Origin of the sequence: Pseudomonas chlororaphis subsp. aurantiaca (genome assembly GCF_013466605.1) — a bacterium.
GTDB lineage: Bacteria > Pseudomonadota > Gammaproteobacteria > Pseudomonadales > Pseudomonadaceae > Aquipseudomonas > Aquipseudomonas chlororaphis_I.
On the sequence record NZ_CP059162.1, the window covers coordinates 2,332,701 to 2,356,052 of the forward strand.

Below are 23,352 nucleotides of genomic sequence, written 5' to 3' on the forward strand. Positions count from 1 at the left end.
ATGGAACAGCCTTAGCGCCGTTCCAGACGGGCGACTTCCTGTGCCAACTGCTCGTAAGCGCTGCTCAGTTCTTTGGATTCCTTCTGGGATGAATCGCGTTGTTTGAGCAGGGACTTCATCTGCGGCAGGTTGCCGAGGGAGATTGCTTTCTGAATCGCCACTCCATAGGGCGGAATGACATGTTGCGAGGATGAACTCATGGCGTTGCCTTCCGTGGGAGGTTGTAGAGACTGCGCTATCCGGCAGCTTTTGCAGTTAAGCAGGCCGGGCACGGGGCAAACGCAAGGGCCACCGAATAACTTTGAATAGCCGTTATCGGGAAAAAATATATTCAGGCGGGACAAGCAACTGGCGCGGCGACATAGCGCGTTTGGCAATCAGCAGGACGCGGCTTACGAAGAATAGATACAAGCGGCGCTGCGCACTTCGACTCTCGGAAGTGGGCGGAAAAGGGCAGGATCGCCCCGGCCCGGCGTCAGGCCACGGCACTCTGCGGCGCGCTGTTCAACAGTCGCTCCAGGGCGCCGCTGAGCAGGTGTTCCAGCAGGGTTTCGCGCTCGTGTTCGGCCAACGGCTGTTCGGCCAGCCAGCCGGGCGCACTGTTGAGCAGGCTGGCGATGGCATGCCCGGTGGCCAGCAGCGCCGCGTCGCCGAGCCGCGGCAGCGGGCCGAGGAGCATCAGCAGGCGGCGTTCATATTGCTCGCGCAACTGGCGCACCCGTTGCTGCTGGTCCGGGTTCAGGCAACCGCTGTCGCGCTCCACCAGGCGGAAATGCCGGGGCAGTTCCCGGTGCAGTTTCAGGTGGGCGCGGATCAGCGTGCGCAGGCGATCGTCCGGCGCCTTGCGCCGCCGTTCGATGCGCCCCAGGGTGCCGAGCAGTTCGTCGTAGAACTCTTCGATCAGGTCCAGCAGCAGGTGCTGCTTGCTCGGGTAATGGTGATACAGCGAGCCCGGGGTCAGCCCCAGATGGCTCGCCAGCTCGCGCATGCCGACCTGGCCGAAGCCCTTGCTGGCGAACAGCTCCAGGGCCCTGTCGCGGCTTTCGGCGAAACGCGAGCAACGCTCAGCCATAGCGGTGGAAGCCGCGTTCGGTCTTGCGCCCCAGGTAACCGGCGGCGACCATTTCCTTGAGCAGCGGCGCGGGCCGGTATTTGCTGTCGTTGAAGCCATCGTAGAGGGCCGCAAGGATCGCCAGCAGGGTGTCCAGGCCGATCAGGTCGGCCAGGGCCAGCGGGCCGATCGGCTGGTTGCAGCCCAGGCGCATGCCGGCGTCGATGTCCTCGGCGCTGGCCAGGCCTTCCTGCAGCACCAGGATCGCTTCGTTGATCATCGGCACCAGGATCCGGTTGACCACGAAGCCCGGGCGGTTGCCGGCGGTGATCGCGACCTTGCCCAGGCGCGTGGCCATGTCCAGGGCCAGGGTGTGGGTCGCGTCGCTGGTCTGCAGGCCGCGAATCACTTCGATCAGGCCCATCACCGGCACCGGGTTGAAGAAGTGCAGGCCGATAAAGCGCTCGGGCGCGCTGACGCTGGCGGCGAGCTGGGTGATCGACAGCGACGAGGTGTTGGAGGCAATGACACAGGTGCTGGCAACCTGGGCGGCGATCTGTTGCAGCACCCGCAGTTTCAACTCGAGGTTTTCCGTGGCCGCCTCGATCACCAGATGTGCCTCGACCAGGCTGGCGTAGTCGGTGCTGGTGCGGATGCGCCCCAGCGTCGCCAGTTTCTGCGCTTCGTCCAGGCTGCCCTTGGCGATCAGCCGGTCGAGGTTCTTGCTCACCGTGGCCAGGGCCTTTTGCAGGGAGCTGTCGCTGATGTCCAGCAAGGTCACTTCGAACCCGGCCTGGGCACAGACCTGCGCGATACCGTTACCCATGGTGCCGGCGCCGATCACGCCGATATTCTGCAGATTCATCTTGGCTTCTCTTTCTTCGTCCGGGCGTGTCGCAGAGCAGCGCGAACGCGTCTTGCAATGCAACCTTCGAGGCGCGAGTCTAGTGCCCGCGCCACCCCCGGCCTATGCCAAAAGCGCTCAGCCGCGCTGGCGTTTTTTGCCATGTTCACAGCCACAGAGAGCAGTCATTCCATGCGGGAAAAGGATTCGGTCGCGGTCTACTTCGTGCAGGTCATGGTCCACGCCTTGCGTGAGCGGCCCGAGCGCCTGGCCGCGGTGCTGGCCGAGGCGGGCATCGATCCGACCTTGCTCGGCCAGCCCGAGGCGCGGGTGCCGGCCAGCGCGTTCGCGGCCCTGTGGCTGATCCAGATCCGCGAACTGCGGGACGAGTTTTTCCAGCTCGACTCCCACGGCCTGCCGCCGGGAGCTTTCGCCCTGATCTGCCGGGGGCTGATCCAGGAGCCGACCCTGGAAAAGGCCCTGCGCCAGTGCCTGGCCAACTTCGGCCTGTTCCTGCGCGACTTTCGCGGCAGCCTCAGTGTGCGTGGCAAGCGCGCGGTGCTGAGCCTCGACAGCCAGCCTGGCGATGAAGCCACCGGGCGTTTTGGCGAAGAGACCTTCCTGGTGCTGATGATCAGCCTGCTGTGCTGGCTCGGCGGGCGGCGCATTGCCATCGACCGCGCCGACTTCCGTTATCCGCGCCTGTCCCTGAGCGACGATGCCTTGCTCTGGGGGCCGAACCTGACCTTCGGCGCCGAGCGTACCGAAATCGAATTCGCCAGTCGCTTCCTGCGCTTGCCGGTGGTCCAGGACCTGGCCTCGCTCAAGGTCTTTCTGCGCAGCGCGCCGCAATGGCTGGTGATCCGTTTTCGCAACCAGCACGGCCTGGCGACCCAGGTCTATCAACGCCTGCGCCGCAGTCACTACAGCCAGTGGCCGACCCTGGAGGCCTTCGCCGGCGAGGTGCAGGTCAGCCCCAGCACCCTGCGGCGGCGCCTGGAGCGCGAAGGCGTGTCGTATCAGGAAATCAAGGACGAAGTGCGGCGCGCCATGGCCGTCGAACTGCTGCGCCAGAGCCGCGCGAGCATCGGCGAAATCGCCGAGCGCACCGGCTTCCAGGAGCCCAGCGCCTTCCACCGCGCGTTCAAGAAATGGACCGGCGAAAGCCCCGGCCGCTACCGCGCGCGGTACCAGCCGACGACCTGACAGGCTGGCGCGCCCGTACCCACTTACGGGCGGCCCGAGGTTGATTCAGGCCGGGCTGCGTCCGGGCATCTGGATGCCGTGCTGCTGCACCCGGCGATACAGGGTCGCGCGGGAAATACCCAGGGCCCTGGCTGCCGCCACTGGTTTCCAGCGATGGCGCACCAGGGCATCCAGCAACACTTGGCGCTCGGGGCTGCCGCCGGTTTCCTGGGCGGGCAGGGCGTCTGCGGCCTCGACCCCGCGCACCTGTTCCGGCAGGTCGTGCAGCTGGATCAACGGCCCCTCGCACACCGCACAGGCATAGCGCAGTACATGCCGCAATTGCCGCACATTGCCCGGCCAGCGATAACCCAGCAGGCATTCCAGGGCCGCGTTGCCCAGTTGCACCGGCGCCCCGCAGCGCTTGGACTCCTCCTCGACAATCCGCGTGATCAGCGCCAGCCGGTCGCTGCGTTCGCGCAGGGGCGGCAACTGAAAGCGCGCGCCGCCCAGGCGGAAATACAGGTCCTCGCGAAAGCTGCCCTCGGCCACCAGGCTTTCCAGGTCGCGGTGCGTGGCGCAGATCACCTGGATATCCACCGACCGCCGCTGTGACGCCCCCAGCGGCGCCACTTCGCCTTCGGCCAACACCCGCAGCAGTCGGGTCTGCAAGGCCAGGGGCATGTCGCCGATCTCGTCGAGAAACAGGGTGCCGCCATCGGCCTGTTGCAACAGGCCCTGCATGCCCTTGCCGGAAGCCCCGGTAAAGGCCCCGGCGACATAGCCGAACAGCTCGCTCTCGATCAGGCTTTCCGGGATCGCCGCGCAGTTCACCGCCACGAACGGCCGTTCGCGGCGCTGGCTGGCCTGGTGCAACTGGCGGGCGAAGACCTCCTTGCCGGAGCCGGTCTCGCCCTGGATCAGCACCGGCAGGTGGCGGTCCTTGACCCGCACCGCCAGGCGCAGGCTCTGTTCCACCCGCGGGTCCAGTGGCTCGCCGGCCAGGCTCAGGCGCGGGCGGTTCAGGGGCCGTCGTGGCGCCCGCAGCCGTCCATGCAATTCTGCGGACAGCGGGTACAGCGCTTCATCCCGGGCGCGATGCAGCAGTTGCGGGTCGAACACCTGGGCGATATGCCGGGGCAACTGGCCATAACGTTGCAACAGGTAGGCCCGGGCCGCCGGGTTCAGCGCGCGCAGGCTGCCGTCGTCGTCCCAGGCCAGCAGGTAGTCGGGCTGGCTGTCGACATAACCGGGGCTGGCATGGGCCCGCAGCACCCAATACCCCTGGGCGCTGCTCATGAAGAACGCCTGCTCGATCTCCCGCGCGCTCTGCACCACCATCTGCCGGATCAGGTGCTGGGAACGGCGCTCGTCCGGAGAGCGCACCGCCGACACGTCCAGCACCCCCAGCAGCTCGCCCTGGGGATCGAACACCGGGGCGGCGGAGCAGGTCAGGCCGATAAAGGCCGCGCGAAAGTGGTCGCGCTTGTGCACCGTGATCGGCGCGCGGGCGGTGAGCACCGCGGCCACGCCGCAGGTGCCTTCCTCGCCCTCCGACCAGCAGGTGCCCAGGTACAGGCCGGCCTTGCGGCAGTCGTTGCGAATGGTCGATTCCACCCGGTAGTCGATGGTCCGGCCCTGGGCGTCGGTGAGCAGCACGCAGTAATCGGCGTCGCGCACCCGGCCATGGAGGCGCGCCACTTCTTCGCTGGCAATGCGCAGGAACAGTTCGGAGCGCTCGCGGCATTGCTTGAGCACGTCCTGGGACAGGATGCGTGGCCCCTGCAGCGAACCGGGGTCCAGGTGGTGCTGCTCCATGGAGCGGCGCCAGGAGTCGAGGATCAGGCTCGGGACCGGCGCCTGGGGCAGGTGCGCGGCGTTTTTCAGGACCCGGCTGACGCAGTCCACGTGGGCTCTCGAGTGTGCGGAAAGCATGAAGGCCTCCGGTTGCAGCTTCTTATCGTTGTGGGCGCAATTAAGCGCCGATCCGCCCGCCTCGACAAGCGCCGGCTGCCCCGGCGGCGGGCGTGAGACGCAACGTCTCAAGGTCTCGCCAAGGCCCCGTGCAACCTGACATGCCACGTCTCATCGGCGACGCTGGCCAAGCCGTCCTCACAGCCGCGGCAAGCGCTCTGGATCGGCCCTGTCCGGGTTTTCCAGGGTAATTGGCACCGGCCTTGCTCTATCCCTGGATAACCAGCCCAGACTGGCCCATCCAAGAATAACAACGAGGTGCCCCATGTCTTGTCCTGCCTGTGATCCGCCCGCGGTGGCCTTATGAGTCGCCGCCCCCTGAGCGTGGGGATCATCGCCAATCCGGCCTCGGGCCGCGATGTGCGCCGCCTCACCGCCAACGCCGGGCTGTTTTCCAGCACCGACAAGGTCTCGGTGATCCAGCGCCTGCTGGCGGCCTTCGGCGCCACCGGCGTCGAGCAGGTGCTGATGCCCACCGACACCCGCCAGGCGGCGCGCTGGATGGCCCAGCGCGAGGTGGCGCTGATTGCCGTGCTCGGTGGCGACGGCACCCACAAGGCGGTGGCCGCCGAGGTGGGCGATATCCCCTTGCTGACCCTGTCCACCGGCACCAACAACGCCTTCCCGGAACTGCGCGAAGCCACCAGCGCCGGGCTGGCCGGCGGCCTCTACGCCAGCGGTCGGGTGCCCGCTGCAATCGCCCTGCGGCGCAACAAGCGTTTGCTGGTGCGCGAGCCGTCCCGGGGCCTCTGCGAAGTGGCCCTGGTGGACGTGGCGGTGTCGCCGTTGGCCTTTGTCGGTGCCCGGGCCATCAGCCGCGCCAGCGATCTGGCCGAGGTTTTCGTGACCTTCGCCGAGCCCCAGTCCATTGGCATTTCCGCGCTCTGCGGGTTGTGGCTGCCGGTCACCCGCCAGGCGCCCCACGGCGCCTGGATGCGCCTCGACCCACAGTCCCCCGAGGCGCTGCTGGTGCCCCTGGCCCCCGGCCTGTTGCAGGGCTGCGGCGTGCTGGACGCCGGCTACCTGCCACCCGACGTGCCCCAGCCGCTGTGCCTGAGCGCCGGCACCCTGGCCCTGGATGGCGAGCGCGAGATTGAATTCAACGTCCATGACCGGCCCACGGTCACCCTCGATGGCGGCGGCCCGCTGAGCATCGACGTCAACGCGGTGCTGGACCACGCGGCGCGCCAGCGCCTGCTGGCCATCGATCGCCAGCACCGGCAACACCCCGTGAACCTTCAGTCCCAAGACACCCTGGAGAATAAAAATGTCGACACCTTTGACCACTGAGCAGTTGCTGCATGCCTACCGGGTGATGCGCACCATCCGCGCATTCGAAGAACGCCTGCACGTGGAATTCGCCACCGGCGAGATCCCCGGTTTCGTCCACCTGTACGCCGGCGAAGAGGCCTCGGCCGCCGGGGTCATGGCCCACCTGCGGGACGATGACTGCATCGCCTCCAACCACCGTGGCCACGGCCATTGCATCGCCAAGGGCGTGGACGTGTACGGCATGATGGCCGAGATCTACGGCAAGAAGACCGGGGTCTGCCAGGGCAAGGGCGGCTCCATGCACATCGCCGATTTCGAGAAGGGCATGCTCGGCGCCAACGGCATCGTCGGCGCCGGCGCACCGCTGGTGGTGGGCGCGGCCCTGGCGGCGCGGTTGCAGGGCACCGACGGCGTGTCGGTGGTGTTCTTCGGCGACGGCGGCTCCAACGAAGGCGCGGTGTTCGAGGCCATGAACATGGCCTCGGTGTGGAACCTGCCGTGCCTGTTCGTCGCCGAGAACAACGGCTACGCCGAAGCCACCGCGTCCAACTGGTCGGTGGCCTGCGACCACATCGCCGACCGCGCCGCCGGCTTCGGCATGCCCGGGGTGACGGTGGATGGCTTCGATTTCTTCGCCGTGCACGAGGCCGCCGGCGCCGCCGTGGAGCGGGCCCGGGCCGGCGAGGGCCCCTCGCTGATCGAGGTCAAGCTGACCCGCTACTACGGCCACTTCGAGGGCGATGCCCAGACCTACCGCGCGCCCGACGAGGTCAAGCATTACCGCGAGCACAACGACTGCCTGATGCAGTTCCGCGAGCGCACCACGCGCTCGGGATCGGTCCAGGCCAGCCAACTGGAACGGATCGACCAGGAAGTGGACGCGCTGATCGAGGATGCGGTGCGCAAGGCCAAGTCCGACCCCAAGCCGAGCCCCGCCGACCTGCTCAGCGACGTCTATGTCGCCTATCCCTAACGCCCTCCAGAACAACAAGAGATCACCATCATGGCGAGAAAAATCAGTTACCAGCAGGCCATCAACGAAGCCCTGGCCCAGGAAATGCGCCGCGACCCCAGCGTGTTCATCATGGGGGAAGACGTCGCCGGCGGTGCCGGCGCCCCCGGCGACAACGACGCCTGGGGCGGCGTGCTGGGGGTGACCAAGGGCCTCTACCATCAATTCCCCGGACGGGTGCTGGACACGCCGCTGTCGGAAATCGGCTACGTCGGTGCGGCGGTCGGTGCCGCCACCCGCGGCGTGCGCCCGGTGTGCGAACTGATGTTCGTCGACTTCGCCGGCTGCTGCCTGGACCAGATCCTCAACCAGGCGGCCAAGTTCCGCTACATGTTCGGCGGCAAGGCCCAGACCCCGCTGGTGATCCGCACCATGGTCGGCGCCGGCCTGCGGGCCGCGGCCCAGCACTCGCAGATGCTCACTTCGCTGTGGACCCATATCCCCGGCCTCAAGGTGGTCTGCCCGTCGTCGCCCTATGACGCCAAGGGCCTGCTGATCCAGGCCATCCGCGACAACGACCCGGTGATCTTCTGCGAGCACAAGCTGCTCTACAGTCTGCAGGGCGAAGTGCCGGAGGAGTCCTATGCGATCCCGTTCGGCGAGGCCAACTTCCTGCGCGACGGCAAGGACGTGACCCTGGTGTCCTACGGGCGCACGGTCAATACCGCGCTGGAGGCGGCGCGCAGCCTGGCCGGGCGCGGCATCGATTGCGAGGTCATCGACCTGCGCACCACCAGCCCGCTGGACGAAGACAGCATCCTGGAAAGCGTGGAGAAGACCGGGCGCCTGGTCGTCATCGACGAAGCCAACCCGCGTTGCTCCATGGCCACCGACATCTCGGCGCTGGTGGCGCAGAAAGCCTTCGCCGCCCTCAAGGCGCCCATCGAAATGGTCACCGCGCCGCACACCCCGGTGCCGTTCTCCGATGCCCTGGAAGACCTGTACATCCCCGACGCGGCGAAGATCGAACAGGCCGTGCTGAACCTGATCGAGTGGAGCCGCCGATGAGCCAGATCCATACCCTGACCATGCCCAAGTGGGGCCTGTCGATGACCGAGGGCCGGGTCGATGCCTGGCTCAAGGAAGAGGGGCAGAGCATCAGCAAGGGCGACGAAGTGCTGGACGTGGAGACCGACAAGATTTCCAGCAGCGTCGAGGCGCCGTTCTCCGGGGTTCTGCGCCGGCAGGTCGCCCGCCAGGACGAGACCCTGGCGGTGGGCGCCTTGCTCGGCATCGTGGTCGAGGGCGAGGCCAGCGACGCCGAGATCGACGCGGTGATCGAGCAGTTCCAGGCGTCTTTCGTGCCCGGCGATGCCGCCGACGAAGACAGCGGCCCGGCGCCGCAGAAGGTCGAGCTGGATGGCCGGCTGATCCGCTACTTCGAGCGCGGCGAAGGCGGCACGCCGCTGGTGCTGGTGCACGGTTTCGGCGGCGACCTGAACAACTGGTTGTTCAACCACGAGGCCCTGGCCGCCGGGCGCCGCGTCGTCGCCCTCGACCTGCCGGGCCACGGCGAGTCGGCCAAGGCCCTGCAACGGGGCGACCTGGACGAGTTGAGCGACGTGCTGCTGGCCTTGCTCGATCACCTGGAGATTCCCGCGGCCCATCTGGTGGGGCATTCCATGGGCGGCGCGGTGTCGTTGAACACCGCGCGCCTGGCGCCGCAGCGGGTGCGCTCCCTGAGCCTGATCGGCAGCGCCGGGCTGGGGGCCGAAATCAACGGCGATTACCTGCGCGGTTTTGTCGAGGCCGGCAACCGCAATGCCCTCAAGCCACAGCTGGTGCAACTGTTCTCCAACGCTGAGCTGGTGAACCGGCAGATGCTCGACGACATGCTCAAGTTCAAGCGCCTGGAAGGGGTGGACGCGGCCCTCGGGCAACTGGCCGGCCAGCTGTTTGCCGAGGGTCGCCAGCAGGCCGACCTGCGCCCCGTGGTGCAGGACGGCGGGCAGCCGGTGCTGGTGATCTGGGGCAGCGACGACCGGATCATCCCCGCCGCCCACAGCGAGGGGCTCAAGGCCCGGGTCGAGATCCTCCCGGGGCAGGGGCACATGGTGCAGATGGAAGCGGCGGAGCAGGTCAATCGCCTGATCCTGGAATTCGTCCAGCAGCACTGACCTTCACGGCGGCGGCCGCTGGGCCGCCGCCCAACCGATTCAGGAGCAAGCCTTATGAGTCTTTCCTTCAAGCCCACCTCGAGCATGCGCGCGGCGGTCTGGCATGGCCGTCACGATATCCGCGTCGAAGATGTGCCGCTGCCCGAGGCGCCGCCCGCCGGCTGGGTGCAGATCCGTGTCAACTGGTGCGGCATCTGCGGTTCCGACCTGCACGAGTACGTGGCCGGGCCGGTGTTCATTCCGGTGGAAGCGCCGCACCCGCTGACCGGGATCAAGGGCCAGTGCATCCTCGGCCACGAGTTCTGCGGCGAGATCGTCGCCCTCGGCGCCGGGGTCCAGGGGTTCAGCGTTGGCCAAGCGGTGGCCGCCGACGCCTGCCAGCATTGCGGCAGCTGTTATTACTGCACCCACGGCCTGTACAACATCTGCGAGAACCTGGCCTTTACCGGGCTGATGAACAACGGCGCCTTCGCCGAGCGGGTGAACGTGCCAGCCAACCTGCTGTATGCCCTGCCGGCCCATTTTCCCGCCGAGGCCGGGGCGCTGATCGAGCCCTTGGCGGTGGGCATGCACGCGGTGAAAAAGGCCGGCAGCCTGTTAGGGCAGAACGTGGTGGTGGTCGGCGCCGGCACCATCGGCCTGTGCACCATCATGTGTGCCAAGGCCGCCGGCGCGGCCCAGGTGATCGCCCTGGAAATGTCCGGCGCGCGCAAGGCCAAAGCCCTGGAAGTCGGCGCGACTCATGTGCTCGATCCCAAGGAGTGCGATGCCCTGGCCGAGGTCAAGCGCCTGACCGGCGGGTTGGGGGCGGATGTCAGCTTCGAATGCATCGGCAACAAGCACACCGCCAAGCTGGCTATCGACCTGATCCGCAAGGCCGGCAAATGCGTGCTGGTGGGTATCTTCGAGGAGCCCAGCGAGTTCAACTTCTTCGAGCTGGTGGCCACCGAGAAGCAGGTGCTGGGGGCGCTGGCCTACAACGGTGAATTCGCCGACGTGATCGCCTTTATCGCCGACGGCCGCCTGGATATTTCGCCGCTGGTGACCGGGCGTATCCAGCTGGAACAGATCGTTGGCCAGGGCTTCGAGGAACTGGTCAACAACAAGGAACACAACGTCAAGATCATCGTTTCACCCGGACCGTTGCAACGCTCCTGAGTTGGGCGATTTGGCGATGGCCGGTAGCGGCCATCGCCTTTTTTTATCGCAGATCGGTTGATCCCCGCTGTCACTGCGGCAACGGCTTCATCCCGCTATTTCACATCCCACCCAGCAGCCCCAAGACCTGCAACTGGCGACGGGTTTCAGCCGCCGACTGGTGGTGAATCGCATTCCAGCCCAGGGCCTTGGCGGCGACGATATTCGGCGCGTGATCGTCGATGAACACCAGCTCCTGAGGCGCCACATCCGGCAGGTGCGCGCGAATGCGTTGCAGGGTGGTGTGGTAGATCTCCGCGTCAGGCTTGATCTGCCGCTCCTGCCCGGACACCACGATGTCGCGAAAACGCCGCAGGAACGGATAGTTGTCCCAGGCATAGGGGAAGGTTTCCCGGGACCAGTTGGTCAGCCCGAACAGCGGCATCTGCGCCTGATGCAGGTCTTCCAGCAAGGCCACGCCATCATCCAGCTGGCCGCGGAGCATTTCCGGCCAGCGCCCGTAATAGGCTTCGATCAGGGGCGCATGTTCCGGGTGTTCGGCCACCAGGCTGCGGGTCGCTTCGGCCAGCGTTCGCCCGGCGTCCTGCCGGGTGTTCCAGGCCTGGGTGCAAATGGTGTCGAGGAACCATTGGCGGCGGGTATCGTCAGGGATCAGTTGGCGGTACAGATGGTGCGGATTCCAGTCGAACAGCACGCCACCAAAATCGAAAACCACAGCACGAATTGTCATGAGCACTTCCTTTGAGCGGTTGTGGGTCAGGGCAGACATCCTGCGACGGTAGGCGACGCAATGCAATTTGCCGACGGCCCGGGCCCGGTTTCCGGCGCACTGACATGCGGTGTTCGTCGGGCTGTTCGAGCCGGGGGCCACAGCCCTCTTTCAGTCGACCATCACTCGCTCGTTCGGGTCATCGCCCAGGCACACCGTCAGCTGTTGCCCGGCCTTGTTGAATGCACAGTTGGGCAGGGCCTGCTGCTTGATGAAGTTCAGCGGTGGGAGGAGGAACAGGCTGGCGAGGATCAGCGCGCCGACGGTCCGAGGCAGCAGCACATCCGCGCCAGTGGCGACCGGGCGGGGCTTGAGGCGCCCGCGCCGGCACCAGTACAGCCCGCTGAAGATAAAGCCGCAGCCGATCGCCATGGCGTAGTCCAGCTCCCAGGCTTGCGGGCTGAAGATCAGGTTGCCGTCGGCGTCGTCCGGGTAATTGATCCGCCACCAGGCGCCCAGCAGCAGCGGCACCAGACCAGCGACTATCCAGGCCAGGCGGGCGCCGGGCATGCGCGTGAGCAGGGCGATACCCAGGCCGAGGGCGCAGAGGAGCCAGATGCCGAGGTACAGCTGAAAGCCCATGGCCCCGCCGAACAGGGTGCCGCTGACGTCCCGGGGGACGATCAGTTGCAGGTCGGCAAACACCATCACGGACAGCGGGGCCGCCACGGCGATTCCGCTCAGGAGAGCGTTGATCCATAACCACAAAGTGAACAGGCGATGCATGGGCGTACTCGGCAAAGACAGGGAAGGGGATTGCACGGGGCGTGCCGGATTCAAGGCAATGGCAAGCCACTGCCGGTGGCGGACGGGGCCGGATCACCAGGCTGGAATAGACGGGTAGCGAAGGTGCGGATCAGGTGCGCAGTGCCGGGCAGCAGCATGGCTGGACCGGCAATGATCGGGGCAGGCGCCAACACGTTTCTTCCTTGGGCGGTGTTCGGGGCGCGCAGTATGCAAGGCCGCCGCCGGTTTTGCACCAGCAGCCGTGCAGTGCCGGGCAGCAGGGCGGGGCACAGGGGCTCCGCCCGAGGGGGTTAGAACTGCTCCGCTTCCAGGCCGAACAGCGAGGAGCTGCCGGCGCGGATGCTCTGCTCCAGGCTGAGGATGCGCGGCAGCAGACGGCTGAAGTAGAAGCGCGCCGTGGCCAGCTTGGCGCCGTAGAAACTTTCGTCCTCGGCGTGCTTGTGCTCGGCCACCTGGGCCATGCGCGCCCACAGGTAGGCGTAGGCCACGTAGCCGAACAGATGCAGGTACTCGACACAGGCGCTGCCCACCGCGTTGGGGTTCTGCACCGCCTGTTCGCGCAGCCAGTCGCTGAGGTCTTCCAGGCGCTGCACGGCGTCCAGCAATTCGGCGGCGTAGGCGGCGCCGGGCAGGTAGGCGTAGTCGCGGATCTCGCCGGTGAACAGGCGCAGGGCCACACCGCCGTTGGCCACTACCTTGCGGCCCAGCAGGTCCAGGGCCTGGATGCCATTGGTGCCTTCGTAGATCTGCGCGATGCGCACATCCCGCACCAGTTGCTCCTGGCCCCATTCGCGGATATAGCCGTGGCCGCCGAAGACCTGCTGGCCGAGGATGCAACTGTCCAGCCCGGTGTCGGTGAAGAACGCCTTGGCCACCGGAGTCAGCAGTGCCACCAGGGCCTCGGCGTTGTGCCGCTCGTGGGGCTGGTCGGCGAACTTGGCCAGGTCCAGCTGCTGGCCGACGTAGCTGGCGAAGGCCCGGCCGCCCTCGGTCATGGCTTTCATGGACAGCAGCATGCGCCGTACATCGGGGTGGACGATGATCGGGTCGGCGATCTTGTCCTTGGCCACCGGGCCTGCGGGCGAGCGGCTCTGGATGCGCTCGCGGGCGTAGGTGCGGGCGTTCTGGTAGGCGTTCTCGGCGCAGCCGATGCCCTGGATGCCGATCGACAGGCGCTCGTAGTTCATCATGGTGAACATCGCCGCCAGGCCCTTGTTGGCCTCGCCGATCAGCCAGCCAGTGGCGCCGTCGAAGTTCAGCACGCAGGTGGCCGAGGCCTTGATCCCCATCTTGTGCTCGATGGAGCCGCAGCTCACCGCGTTGGCCTGGCCCAGGTTGCCCTGGGCGTCGACCTGGATCTTCGGCACCAGGAACAGCGAGATGCCCTTGGGCCCGGCCGGGGCGTCCGGCAGCTTGGCCAGGACCAGGTGGATGATGTTTTCGGTCAGGTCCTGCTCGCCGCCGGTGATGAAGATCTTGCTGCCGCTGATCCGGTAGCTGCCGTCGGCCTGGGGTTCGGCGCGGGTGCGGATGATCCCCAGGTCGGTGCCGGCATGGGCCTCGGTCAGGCACATGGAGCCGGCCCAGCGGCCTTCGTACATGGGCGGCAGGTACAGCGCCTTGAGCGCCTCGCTGGCGTGGGCATCGATGGCCAGGCAGGCGCCGGAGCTCAGGGCCGAATACAGGGCGAAGCTGGAATTGGCGGCGTAGAGCATCTCTTCGAACTGCACCGCGAGCATCTTCGGCATGCCCATGCCGCCGTAGGCCGGGTTGCCGCTCAGGCCGACCCAGCCACCCTGGATATAGGTGCCGTAGGCCTCCTTGAAACCGGCGGGGGTGCGCACCTGGCCGTTGTCCCAGGTGGCGCCTTCCTCGTCGCCGCTGCGGTTGAGCGGGGCGATCAGCTGGCCGGTGACCTTGGCCGCCTCTTCGAGAATCGCATCGGCGGTATCGGCATCCACCGTCTCGGCCAGGGCCGGCAGCCGGGCCCAGAGCCTGGGCGCGTTGAACACCTCATGGAGAACGAAGCGCATGTCGCGCAGGGGAGCGTTGAATTCGGGCATTGCAAGAACCTCGGGCAAAAGTGGAGGTTGAACGGCCGGGGCCGGGTGATTCAAAAAGGGTAGACCCCGCCGTGCCGACTCCCAGCAGGACAACGACGTGCGCGGGGTTTCTGTCTATTCAAACTAGAGGTTTTTCGCCATGTCGCGCAGGACGAACTTCTGGATCTTGCCGGTGGAGGTCTTGGGCAACTGGCTGAACACCACGGTGCGCGGCACCTTGAAGCCCGCCAGGTGTTCCCGACAGAAGGCGATGATCTGCGCCTCGCTGACCTGCTGGTGATCGGCCTTGAGGGTGATGAAGGCGCAGGGCGTCTCGCCCCATTTTTCGTCGGGGCGGGCTACTACCGCGGCCTCCAGCACCGCCGGGTGGCGATAGAGCACGCCCTCCAGTTCGATGGTGGAGATGTTCTCGCCGCCGGAAATGATGATGTCCTTGAGCCGGTCGCGAATCTCCACATAACCGTCCGGGTGGGTCACCCCCAGGTCGCCGGTGTGGAACCAGCCGCCCTCGAAGGCCTCGGCGGTGGCGCTGGGGTTCTTCAGGTAGCCCTTCATCACCGTGTTGCCGCGCATGAAGATCTCGCCGATGGTCTGGCCGTCGCGGGGTGTGGGTTCGAGGGTTTTCGGGTCGGCCACCATCACCCCTTCCAGGGTCGGGTAACGCACGCCCTGGCGCGACTTGATCTGCGCCCGTTGTTCCAGGGGCAACTCGTCCCAGGCCGCGTGCCAGGCGCACAGGGTCACCGGGCCGTAGACCTCGGTCAGGCCGTAGACGTGGGTCACCTTGATGCCCATTTCCTCCACCGCGCCTATCACCTTGGCCGGTGGCGCGGCCCCGGCGACCATGGCGTTGACCGGGTGGTCGATGGCGGCCTTGGCCGAGTCCGGCATGTTCACCAGGGCATTGAGCACGATCGGCGCGCCGCACAGGTGCGTGACCTGGTGCTCGCGGATCAGGTTGAGGATCTTCTGCGGGTCGACCCGGCGCAGGAACACATGGACCCCGGCCAGGGCGGTGACGGTCCAGGGGTAGCACCAGCCGTTGCAGTGGAACATCGGCAGGGTCCACAGGTACACCGGATGGTTGCCCATGGCCCAGGTCATCTGGTTGCCCAGGGCGTTGAGGTAGGCGCCGCGGTGGTGATAGACCACGCCCTTGGGGTTGCCGGTGGTGCCCGAGGTGTAGTTCAGGGCGATGGCCTGCCATTCGTCATCCGGCCACTGCCAGGCGAATTCCGGGTCGCCCTCGGCGAGGAAGGCCTCGTAGTCCAGCTCGCTGACCGGCTGGCCCTCGCCGTACTCGGGGTCGTCGAGGTCGATCACCAAAGGCGGCTGGTCGAGCATGGCGACGGCGGCGTGGATCACCTCATGGAACTCGCGGTCGGCGATCAGCACCTTGGCCTCGCCGTGGGCCAGCATGAAGGCGATGGCCTCGGCGTCCAGGCGCACGTTGAGGGCATTGAGCACGGCGCCGATCATCGGCACGCCGAAATGGGCTTCGAGCATGGCCGGGATATTCGGCAGCATCACCGCCACCGTGTCGTTCTTGCCGATCCCGCGCCCGGCCAGGGCCGAGGCCAGGCGCCGGCAGCGGCGGTAGGTCTGGGCCCAGGTGCGGCGGATCGAACCGTGGATCACCGCCGGGTAATCGGGGTAAACGGCGGCGGTGCGCTCGATGAAGCTCAAGGGGGACAGGGCGATATGGTTGACGGCCGTCGGCGCGAGGCCTTGCTCGTAGATGGACATGGTTCGGGTATCCGGTGGCTGATTGTTAGCTCTATTGGCCGAGACCGTTTTTAACGGTGCTCGGTGACTTATCCGGAGGCTTTTATATACTGCTTGGCAATGGATATGGAAGTACTACCTGAGTTGTATAGTATTTCTACTATATCAATAATTCGCTGATCCGGCCCGCAGGTTTATCGACGATGCCCACCTCCACCCACTTGAATCGCTGGCTGCGCCTGCAGCGCGAAGGCCGGCTGCCGGACTCGCCCTGGCTCGGTCATGACCCGCAACCCAGCCTGTTGCTGGACGCCGAGGCGCGGCCGGTGGACCTGAACCCGGCGCTCTTGCAATGGCTGGATGCCGAGGCGTCGAGCGAGGTCGCGGCGCTGCTGCCGGTCAATCACCCGACCCTGGTCCGCGCGTGCCTGGAGCAGCAGCGGGCCATTGAAGAGGTCGAGGCCCAGTGGGGCGAGCGGGTGCTGCTCTGGAGCTTTATCCCCGACCCGCACCGGCAACGGGTCCTGGCCCGCTGCCGCGAAGCCACGGCGCAGATCCTCGCCGAGCGCGAGTCGGCCACGGCCCGGCGCCTGTACCGGCTGATCACCGAGAACACCACCGACCTGATTTCCCGGCATACCCCGGACGGCACTTTTCTCGACGCCTCGCCAGCCTCCTGGACCCTGCTCGGCTACTGGCCCGAAGAGTTGCGCGGGCGCCTGGCCCGCAGCCTGTTCCACAGCCAGGACCTGGCCGGGCTGACGCAGCGCACCCGGGACGCCCTGGAGCAGGACGGCTACCACACCATGACCTACCGCATCCGCCATCGCGACGGCCATTACCTGTGGTTCGAGACCGCCTGCCGGGCGATCCGCGAAACCTACACCGGGGCGGTGGTGGAAGTGGTGGCGGTGTCCCGGGACATCACCTCCCGGGTCCAGGCCGAAGAGAACAAGCGGCGCCTGGCGGAAGTGGTGGAGGCCAATCCCGACCCGGTGCTGTTCATCCAACCCGGCGGCGCGGTGACCTACCTCAACCCGGCGGCCCGGCGCACCCTGGGCCTGGAGGCCGGGCAGCCGATGCCGGACCTGGCAAGCATCCTCACCCCGGAGGTGCTGCACAGCCTGCAACGCGAAGGCTGGCACCGCGCCGAACACACAGGCCGCTGGAGCATCGAAGCGCGCCTGCAACCGCCGGCCGGCGGCGCTTCGGTGCCGGTGTCGCTGATGCTGCTGGCCCATCGCGCGGCCAGTGGCGAGCGCTTCTATTCCCTGGTGGCTCACGACCAGAGCGAACGGGAGTTGCGCGAGGCCCAGCAGCGCCATCACCAGGACGAACTGGCCCACACCGCGCGCCTGGTGACCCTGGGCGAACTGGCCTCGGGCATCGCCCATGAGATCAATCAGCCGCTGGCGGCGGTGGTCAACTACGCCAACGCCAGCCAGCGTTATTTGCAAAACCTCGAGACCCAGCCCCAGGCCGCGCAAAAGGTCGCCCAGGGCCTGGAACGGATCGCCGAACAGGCCACCCACGCCGCCGAAGTGATCAAGCGCCTGCGGGCCTTCCTGCGCAAGGGCGGGCGCCGGGTCCAGGCCCTGGACCTCGCCGAGGTGGCCCGGGAAACGGTGCGCCTGTGCGCCTGGGAAGCGCAGGCCTGCCAGGTGACGATCGAGCTGCGCCTGGCGGATAATCTGCCGCCGGTGTACGCCGACCGGATCTTGCTCGAGCAGGTCCTGTTGAACCTGTTGCGCAACGCCATCGAGGCCAATCGCGAGGTGCATCCGCAGCAGGGTTCGCAGATCGTCCTCGGCGCCCAGGCCAGTGGCGAGGGCGGGGTCGAGGTCAGCGTCAGCGACCAGGGCCCGGGCGTCTCCACCGAGCAGCTGGCGCAGCTGTTCACCCCGTTCTACACCAGCAAGGCCAACGGCCTGGGGCTCGGGCTGTCCATGAGCCGCAGCATCGTCGAAGGCTTCGGCGGCGACTTGCAGGCCCAGCCCCAGAGCCGCGGCCTGAAGATGTGCTGCCACTTGCCGGCGACGGCCCCGGCGCAAGCCGATTCACCGACCCAACTGACAACAGGAGCAAGGCAATGACGAGTGCGGCGCAGCAGCTGGTGTATGTGGTCGACGACGATCCGGGCATGCTCGATTCCACCGTCTGGCTGCTGGAGTCGGTGGGCCTCAAGGCCGTGCCCTTCACCAGTGGCCGGGAGTTCCTTGAACACTGCGACCCGAGCCTCGACGCCTGCGTGCTGCTGGATGTGCGCATGCCCGGCATGGGTGGGCTGAATGTCCAGGAAGAGCTGCGCCAGCGGGATATCCACCTGCCGCTGATCTTTGTCAGCGGCCATGCCGATGTGCCCATCGTGGTGCGGGCGTTCAAGGCCGGCGCCGTGGACTTCATCGAGAAGCCCTACAACGAACAGCTGCTGCTGGACAGTGTGCAGCAGGCCCTCAGTCGCGCCGACGACCGCCACAGCCGCAACGCTGGGCAGGCCCGGGTCGAAGCGCGGCTGGAGAGCCTCACGCCGCGGGAGAAGGATGTGTTGCTGCCGTTGGTGCAGGGCTACAGCAACCGCGAGATCGCCGAGCAGTTGGGGGTCAGCGTCAAGACCATCGACCTGTACCGGTCACGGGTGATGAAACGCATGCAGGCCGAACACCTGCCGGAACTGGTGGGCATGGCCATCGCCGTCGGCCTGGTGGACCCGCTGCAATTGCGCTGAGGCTGCGGCCACCGCACTTTTTGCGTTTTTGCGGTTCTATTCAGGGCCAGGCCGCGCCGATCCCCCGCGCGACCAGAGTCCAGAACGGTGCCGATGGTTTATCCGCTTTCTCGTTGTTTCCTGCGCGTCTTTTGCCTGCGTATAGCGCGCCAGCCGTTGTGGCTGGCCGCTGTCTTGATGGTCTGCGCCAGTGGCTGCAGCCAGCAGCAGGGGCGTGACATGGTCCACCAGTTCAGCAATGGCAAACCCCAGGAATTCTTCCAGACCAGCGTCGACCGCATGGCCACCCTGAGCATGCGCGACAACCTGCAAAGCCTGTACCTGCTGATGAACAAGCTCTACCTGCGCAACCCCAGCCAGTGGCGTGAGTGGGGGTATACCGATGCCACCAGCGCCGCGCGGGATATCCGCCAGGCCATCGAGCAGCAGAAGGCCTTGCCGGCCCTGGGCAACCGTCGCGACCTGGCGGCGTTGAGTTATGCCTTGAGCCCGGAGTTTCGCGGCGACCGGGTCGGCGCCTTTATCTATGCCATCGGCAGCATGCTGGTGACTGCCCATGGCGGGCGTACCGAGTTTTTTATGACTGACACTATCGATCCGCGGTTTGTCAGTAACGCTGCGCGCAATATTGAAAAGGCCACCTGGATGCTCAGCCAGCGGCAGGGGGCCAATGGGGAGTTGTTGCTGTTTTCCAATGAGATTTCGGAGGAGGGCAGCAATCTGAGTTTTGCTGTGGAGTTTGGGAAGATCGTTGCGCGGTTGGATTTGTTGACGCAGATGCTGGATGAGCGTTATCGGCGTATTGGTCTGAACTATGCGCAAAGCCTGTTGCTGATGAATTTTTTGCCGGTGCAGTAGGGGGTTGTCGTTCGCGGGGCCTCCGTTGCTGCGGGGGCTTCTGTAGGAGCAGCCGGTCGACGCTCGATTGCTCGCGATGGCGTCGGTTCTGGCGCTGCATTTTTGGATGTGTACATATCCATTCCTGCGGTAACGGCTGCTTATGGTTTCGCCCTTACGGCGAGTCCCTTTTTACAAACGCCTAAAAAGGAACCAAAAACGCTTGCCCCACCACTCGGTGCCTCGCTAAGGCTCGGCATACCCTCACTCCGGCATTGATCCGTGGGCCGCCGCCACAGGCCATCCATGGCCTGGGGCGGCTAACCCGGCATCCCTGCCGGGTTACCCACGGCTCAATACCTGCGTTCGGCCATCGTGGTTAACGGGGCGTTCAGATCAAAAGCCAAAGCAAGGCGGCCTACCGGCCGGCCTGGAATCTTGGGCTGTGTGTAGAGAGAGCTTGAGGTGTTTAACGTCCCAGCTTTTCCATCGCCGCATCCGCCAGGAAAGACGACCGGCTCTTGATGTTGTGCTCCCGTACAAAGCGGTCGATTCGTTGAATCACGTAGCCCGGCAGGGTCACATTGACCTTTTCGGTTTTGCCCAGGTAAGGCGTGATATCGATATCCAGCATGCCCCAGCCCATGCCCTCGAAGTCGGGGTTGGCGCGGTGCGTGCCGGTGGGCGAGGGCAGGGGAATGGCTTGCCCGTCACGGGCCAGCTCTTCGAGCATGACGTGGGCGATCTCGATGGCGGCGCTGTACGCGGCCTCGAAGGTGTCGCCGGCGGTGACCGCGCCAGGAATGTCAGGAATCTGGATGCCGGTAGCAGTGTGCTCGTCGCCCCACTCGATGCAGATGGGATATTGCACGGGGATCTCCTCAAAAGGTGCGAAGGCTGAAAGGGCTATATCAGCCCGGCCAGTTTCTGGATGGCCCTGACCGTCCCCCGTGGCAGATCCTTCTTCGGGTGAGGCACCGGAACGGTCTCGGGCCGGTAGGGATGCTTGAACAGATGATGGCTGCCGGTAACGCGCTCCAGCACCCAGCCTGTGGCTTCAAGCTCCTTGATCAACTGTCTGCTTTGCACCTCCATCTCCTTATCGGGGCGAGAGGTGCTTTATAACTCCAGGCGCATAGTAGCGCAGGTTGAATTGTGTGTCTGGAGTTATGTATCGGGACCTGTCGTTGTAGCCGCTGCCGAAGGCTGCGATCGGGCTGGGCGGCACTCCGACGAAGCGCCCGCCAAACCTGGCCACGCGGTGTAACGGATAAGTCCGGGGAGGCCGAATGTGCGTCTGCTACGCAGCCGATCGCAGCCTTCGGCAGCGGCTACAAATAGCGTTTCAGGCAGTGAGGGCTGTGCTTTGGCTTTGATCAGAGACTCAAGTGTCGGGGCCGCAACGCGGCCCGAACACACCATTCAATAGCGCTCAGGACTCCTGCGCCGTGCGCCACTGAATCACCTCCAGCACCGCACACCCTTCCCGGGTCAGCAGATGCACTCCTCGGGTCACCCGCGCCAAGTCGCAGTCGGAAATATCTTTCAGGTTAAGCGTGGACAGGCTGTCCATCAGGTCGCGCACCACGGTGAAACGATGGGCTGCGCAAGCCGCCAGATCGCTCAAGGGGGCGTCGGTATCGAGGTAGAAAACGGGAGCGTCGGCGTCGTGGGTATCGACGGGGGTGAAGCGGGAAGTTTGATGGTCAATCATCGGTGCAGCTCCTATGAATAGAGCAACCACCTTTCGCGGCCAAGCGAATAAGGGTGGCAGCTGTACGCGGGTTGGCCGACCGGGCATAGGACACCGGCACACCCGAAGGTGTCCCACGCACAGCCGCCATGACACAAAATCGCAGGCACAAAAAAAGCGCCTGCAATGGTGTTTGGACGCTGATGCGTTCCTATGCTCGGCCGGCCAAGGTCGTTCGCGGATTTTGCCGCGAGCGCGAACTATAGGGGCGACGGTTTAACGGCGCAACCGAGTATTGGTGGGGATGTTTGAGTGGTTGTGTCGGGCGGTGTTGGTGGCGACGGTGGCGGGGCGTAATTACATGGACTTGACGCCCCCTTGTTGGTGTCGATCCTTTTTTATTTCTGTTGTCGATCGTGGATGTCAGTTCATCACCGACCTCAAAGCCTGCAAGCAATTTCCTTCCACATGTAGTCGTAGTTGTACTTCAGCCATAGAACCAGCACCTTATCAAACTGCCTGCGTAACCAATTACGCTTCCGCGCCGCCAGCCTTTCCTCGATCCTGGCTCTGAGCCAGTCGGGGTCAAAGCCTGTCCAGACAGAGGGCAAGACTGCTGCAAGGTTAGAGAAGCACACGGGCGCCACTTCTGAATAAAAGATTTCGTAGAGTACGTCAGGATCGACGCCTTTGACCTGTCGCGCGATGTAGTCGTAATCGGTCGGAAAATAGTTGAATGGCTCAGACAGTGCGGTTCTGACTTCTGTCAGTTGTGGCTCGGTCAGAAAATGTCCCAATGCGAAAACTCCTCCAGTTCCTCATCAAGCGAGTCCGCGACCACGCCGCCTGCGACGCTACCAGCCACTGACCCCGCCAAGATGACCGCAATTGCACAGATCGGAGCTCCAGGGCCACACAACGCACTGACGCCCATCCCAGTTAGTACGCCGCCTAACGCACCTCCTCCGACGAGGATGCCTTGTCGGGCCGTTTCTTTTGGTTTGTTCTCAGCATTCAGGATTTGATAAGTCGCCAGCGCAGCGGTCACGAGAACGCCGAGTTTGCCCATGATCAGCATTTTTTTAGTGCCTTTCGTAAACTTGGCATCATCCCGGCCGGCGGCTTCCAAAATGGTGTAATGAACCTTCTTTTGCTCTGCGGCTGAAAGGTTTTCATAGCTCTTTTTGAAGAGATCGTTGGAGTAACGATCCAAAAGCCATTTTAGTGTCCTACCGTCTTTTTTCTTCCTTTGAACGACCGCCAGGCCCTGCGCAGAAGTCCACTTACGATGTTCTATCAAAATTTTGTTTCGCATTTCATGGCTGAACGCTACACCTTCTTGCGCCGTAATTTTTCCTGCTTTCACGTCCTCCATTGTTTGCTGAGACATGCGTTTGATATTCCTGAGATAGCTAGCCCTGATTTTTTCATCAGAGATAGCATCCAAAGAAAATCTCAGCGCAGCGCCCTCCATCAGCTCTAAGGCCCTATCGAGTGGAGAGTCTTTTAAAGCATGCTCGCGCTGAACAATATAGCTGCCAGTGACGATGTACGGTTCTGTCACAGGATGTTCCTTATCCTAGAATTTTGTTCAATAAGCTCTCAGTGAGAGAGGGGGTCTCAGCAGGCGCTTCATCTTCGAACTTGAGCATCAAGCACGTCTTGCCCGATGGGTTCGAAAACTTCACGGTATTTTCTTTATTAAACACGCCAGGGAGTGATGAGCCATCGTCAAAATGAGCGGTGCACGATAAGCCCTCATAGCTTTCGTCAGCAGGAATTCTGAAGCCGATCCATCTTGCATGGCCGGCTAAAAGCTCAGGAGAAATGAATTCGCAGGGTATATGGGTATCACCAATGATCACCGTACTCGATCCACCGATGACGATGCTGCCATGGGTTCCCCCCGTATCGATGGTGGCGGCATTTTTGCCGTTTATGAAGACGCTTGAAGACAGACCCGACGACAACGTACTGCCACAAGTACAAGTGTCGCCCTGGCGTGCAGCGGGTAGGCCATCGAAAAGCACATCAGAAGAGCCTGTCGCGATAGGGTTGGTACCGTGCCCTGGCATAGGGCAACTAGATGGGTCGCTCTTACGCGCCGCTGGTTTAGCCATGATGACCTCCTGTCAAAAACTCGTGAGCGTCACAACCTATCACGAATGCCAAGCCCAATT

24 protein-coding genes are annotated in these 23,352 nt (G+C 64.9%); 9 read left to right on the plus strand and 15 right to left on the minus strand.

The window, feature by feature from the left end; all coding sequences use genetic code 11:
• Positions 1–11: 11 nt before the first annotated feature.
• The 3 genes from H0I86_RS10925 to H0I86_RS10935 all read right to left on the minus strand — a co-directional run bounded on the left by H0I86_RS10925 (position 12) and on the right by H0I86_RS10935 (position 1,916).
• Positions 12–200, minus strand: a complete 189-nt coding sequence (locus H0I86_RS10925) for a DUF1843 domain-containing protein (RefSeq protein ID WP_038580430.1) — start codon at positions 198–200, stop codon at positions 12–14.
• Positions 201–475: 275 nt separating this feature from the next.
• Entirely contained in the window at positions 476–1,072 is a 597-nt protein-coding gene (locus H0I86_RS10930; protein ID WP_180925000.1) for a TetR/AcrR family transcriptional regulator, read from the minus strand.
• Positions 1,065–1,916, minus strand: a complete 852-nt coding sequence (locus tag H0I86_RS10935; RefSeq protein ID WP_180925001.1) for a 3-hydroxybutyryl-CoA dehydrogenase — start codon at positions 1,914–1,916, stop codon at positions 1,065–1,067. Before H0I86_RS10935 ends, H0I86_RS10930 begins: the two co-directional genes overlap by 8 nt.
• A gap of 171 nt (positions 1,917–2,087) precedes the next feature.
• Here H0I86_RS10935 and H0I86_RS10940 point away from each other — a divergent pair, with 171 nt between their 5' ends.
• Positions 2,088–3,101 carry an AraC family transcriptional regulator gene (locus H0I86_RS10940; RefSeq protein ID WP_180925824.1) on the plus strand — a complete coding sequence of 338 codons (1,014 nt, stop codon included), beginning with the start codon at positions 2,088–2,090 and terminating at the stop codon, positions 3,099–3,101.
• A 45-nt stretch (positions 3,102–3,146) separates the two neighbouring features.
• Here H0I86_RS10940 and H0I86_RS10945 read toward each other — a convergent pair whose 3' ends face one another.
• A complete protein-coding gene (locus H0I86_RS10945; RefSeq protein ID WP_180925002.1) occupies positions 3,147–5,015 on the minus strand; it encodes a sigma-54-dependent Fis family transcriptional regulator in 1,869 nt (622 codons plus the stop codon).
• Between the two features lie 342 nt (positions 5,016–5,357).
• Here H0I86_RS10945 and H0I86_RS10950 point away from each other — a divergent pair, with 342 nt between their 5' ends.
• From H0I86_RS10950 to H0I86_RS10970, 5 genes are all read left to right on the plus strand, one after another.
• Entirely contained in the window at positions 5,358–6,344 is a 987-nt protein-coding gene (locus H0I86_RS10950) for an ATP-NAD kinase family protein (protein ID WP_180925003.1), read from the plus strand.
• The gene (locus H0I86_RS10955; protein WP_038580416.1) at positions 6,322–7,299 is read left to right on the plus strand and encodes a thiamine pyrophosphate-dependent dehydrogenase E1 component subunit alpha; all 978 of its coding nucleotides are present in this window, start codon (positions 6,322–6,324) and stop codon (positions 7,297–7,299) included. The genes H0I86_RS10950 and H0I86_RS10955 overlap by 23 nt, the downstream gene beginning before the upstream one ends.
• 30 nt (positions 7,300–7,329) lie before the next feature.
• Positions 7,330–8,346 carry an alpha-ketoacid dehydrogenase subunit beta gene (locus H0I86_RS10960; RefSeq protein ID WP_009043079.1) on the plus strand — a complete coding sequence of 339 codons (1,017 nt, stop codon included), beginning with the start codon at positions 7,330–7,332 and terminating at the stop codon, positions 8,344–8,346.
• Positions 8,343–9,455: an acetoin dehydrogenase dihydrolipoyllysine-residue acetyltransferase subunit gene (locus tag H0I86_RS10965; protein WP_180925004.1), complete on the plus strand. Its 1,113-nt coding sequence runs from the start codon at positions 8,343–8,345 to the stop codon at positions 9,453–9,455. The genes H0I86_RS10960 and H0I86_RS10965 overlap by 4 nt, the downstream gene beginning before the upstream one ends.
• A gap of 84 nt (positions 9,456–9,539) precedes the next feature.
• On the plus strand, positions 9,540–10,613 hold the full coding sequence (locus H0I86_RS10970; RefSeq protein ID WP_258019459.1) for a 2,3-butanediol dehydrogenase: 1,074 nt from the start codon (positions 9,540–9,542) through the stop codon (positions 10,611–10,613).
• A 100-nt stretch (positions 10,614–10,713) separates the two neighbouring features.
• Here the strand turns inward: H0I86_RS10970 and H0I86_RS10975 are convergent, their stop codons facing one another.
• The 5 genes from H0I86_RS10975 to H0I86_RS10995 form a co-directional block, all read right to left on the minus strand.
• Complete coding sequence (locus H0I86_RS10975; RefSeq protein WP_180925006.1) at positions 10,714–11,343, minus strand: HAD family hydrolase; 630 nt, start codon at positions 11,341–11,343, stop codon at positions 10,714–10,716.
• A gap of 150 nt (positions 11,344–11,493) precedes the next feature.
• The gene (locus H0I86_RS10980; RefSeq protein WP_180925007.1) at positions 11,494–12,108 is read right to left on the minus strand and encodes a hypothetical protein; all 615 of its coding nucleotides are present in this window, start codon (positions 12,106–12,108) and stop codon (positions 11,494–11,496) included.
• A 50-nt stretch (positions 12,109–12,158) separates the two neighbouring features.
• Complete coding sequence (locus tag H0I86_RS10985) at positions 12,159–12,302, minus strand: hypothetical protein (protein ID WP_180925955.1); 144 nt, start codon at positions 12,300–12,302, stop codon at positions 12,159–12,161.
• A gap of 117 nt (positions 12,303–12,419) precedes the next feature.
• Complete coding sequence (locus H0I86_RS10990) at positions 12,420–14,192, minus strand: acyl-CoA dehydrogenase C-terminal domain-containing protein (RefSeq protein ID WP_180925008.1); 1,773 nt, start codon at positions 14,190–14,192, stop codon at positions 12,420–12,422.
• A 123-nt stretch (positions 14,193–14,315) separates the two neighbouring features.
• A complete protein-coding gene (locus H0I86_RS10995; protein WP_180925009.1) occupies positions 14,316–15,938 on the minus strand; it encodes an acyl-CoA synthetase in 1,623 nt (540 codons plus the stop codon).
• Between the two features lie 182 nt (positions 15,939–16,120).
• Between H0I86_RS10995 and H0I86_RS11000 the strand changes: the two genes are divergently transcribed.
• From H0I86_RS11000 to H0I86_RS11010, 3 genes are all read left to right on the plus strand, one after another.
• The gene (locus H0I86_RS11000) at positions 16,121–18,010 is read left to right on the plus strand and encodes a PAS domain-containing sensor histidine kinase (RefSeq protein WP_180925010.1); all 1,890 of its coding nucleotides are present in this window, start codon (positions 16,121–16,123) and stop codon (positions 18,008–18,010) included.
• Positions 18,007–18,642: a response regulator transcription factor gene (locus tag H0I86_RS11005; protein WP_053260452.1), complete on the plus strand. Its 636-nt coding sequence runs from the start codon at positions 18,007–18,009 to the stop codon at positions 18,640–18,642. Before H0I86_RS11000 ends, H0I86_RS11005 begins: the two co-directional genes overlap by 4 nt.
• A 93-nt stretch (positions 18,643–18,735) precedes the next feature.
• Positions 18,736–19,500, plus strand: coding sequence for a hypothetical protein (locus H0I86_RS11010; protein WP_180925011.1), 765 nt, complete (start codon positions 18,736–18,738; stop codon positions 19,498–19,500).
• A 448-nt stretch (positions 19,501–19,948) separates the two neighbouring features.
• Here H0I86_RS11010 and H0I86_RS11015 read toward each other — a convergent pair whose 3' ends face one another.
• The 6 genes from H0I86_RS11015 to H0I86_RS11040 form a co-directional block, all read right to left on the minus strand.
• Positions 19,949–20,350: a type II toxin-antitoxin system HicB family antitoxin gene (locus tag H0I86_RS11015; RefSeq protein ID WP_103330829.1), complete on the minus strand. Its 402-nt coding sequence runs from the start codon at positions 20,348–20,350 to the stop codon at positions 19,949–19,951.
• A 35-nt stretch (positions 20,351–20,385) separates the two neighbouring features.
• Entirely contained in the window at positions 20,386–20,568 is a 183-nt protein-coding gene (locus tag H0I86_RS11020) for a type II toxin-antitoxin system HicA family toxin (RefSeq protein WP_180925012.1), read from the minus strand.
• 343 nt (positions 20,569–20,911) lie between these two features.
• The gene (locus H0I86_RS11025; protein WP_009048156.1) at positions 20,912–21,193 is read right to left on the minus strand and encodes a hypothetical protein; all 282 of its coding nucleotides are present in this window, start codon (positions 21,191–21,193) and stop codon (positions 20,912–20,914) included.
• A 419-nt stretch (positions 21,194–21,612) separates the two neighbouring features.
• Positions 21,613–21,969 (minus strand): DUF7079 family protein, encoded by a 357-nt coding sequence (locus tag H0I86_RS11030; RefSeq protein WP_037004592.1) that lies wholly within the window; start codon positions 21,967–21,969, stop codon positions 21,613–21,615.
• Complete coding sequence (locus tag H0I86_RS11035; RefSeq protein WP_180925013.1) at positions 21,954–22,736, minus strand: hypothetical protein; 783 nt, start codon at positions 22,734–22,736, stop codon at positions 21,954–21,956. The genes H0I86_RS11030 and H0I86_RS11035 overlap by 16 nt, the downstream gene beginning before the upstream one ends.
• A 10-nt stretch (positions 22,737–22,746) precedes the next feature.
• Entirely contained in the window at positions 22,747–23,292 is a 546-nt protein-coding gene (locus H0I86_RS11040) for a PAAR domain-containing protein (protein ID WP_124313179.1), read from the minus strand.
• Positions 23,293–23,352: the final 60 nt, after the last annotated feature.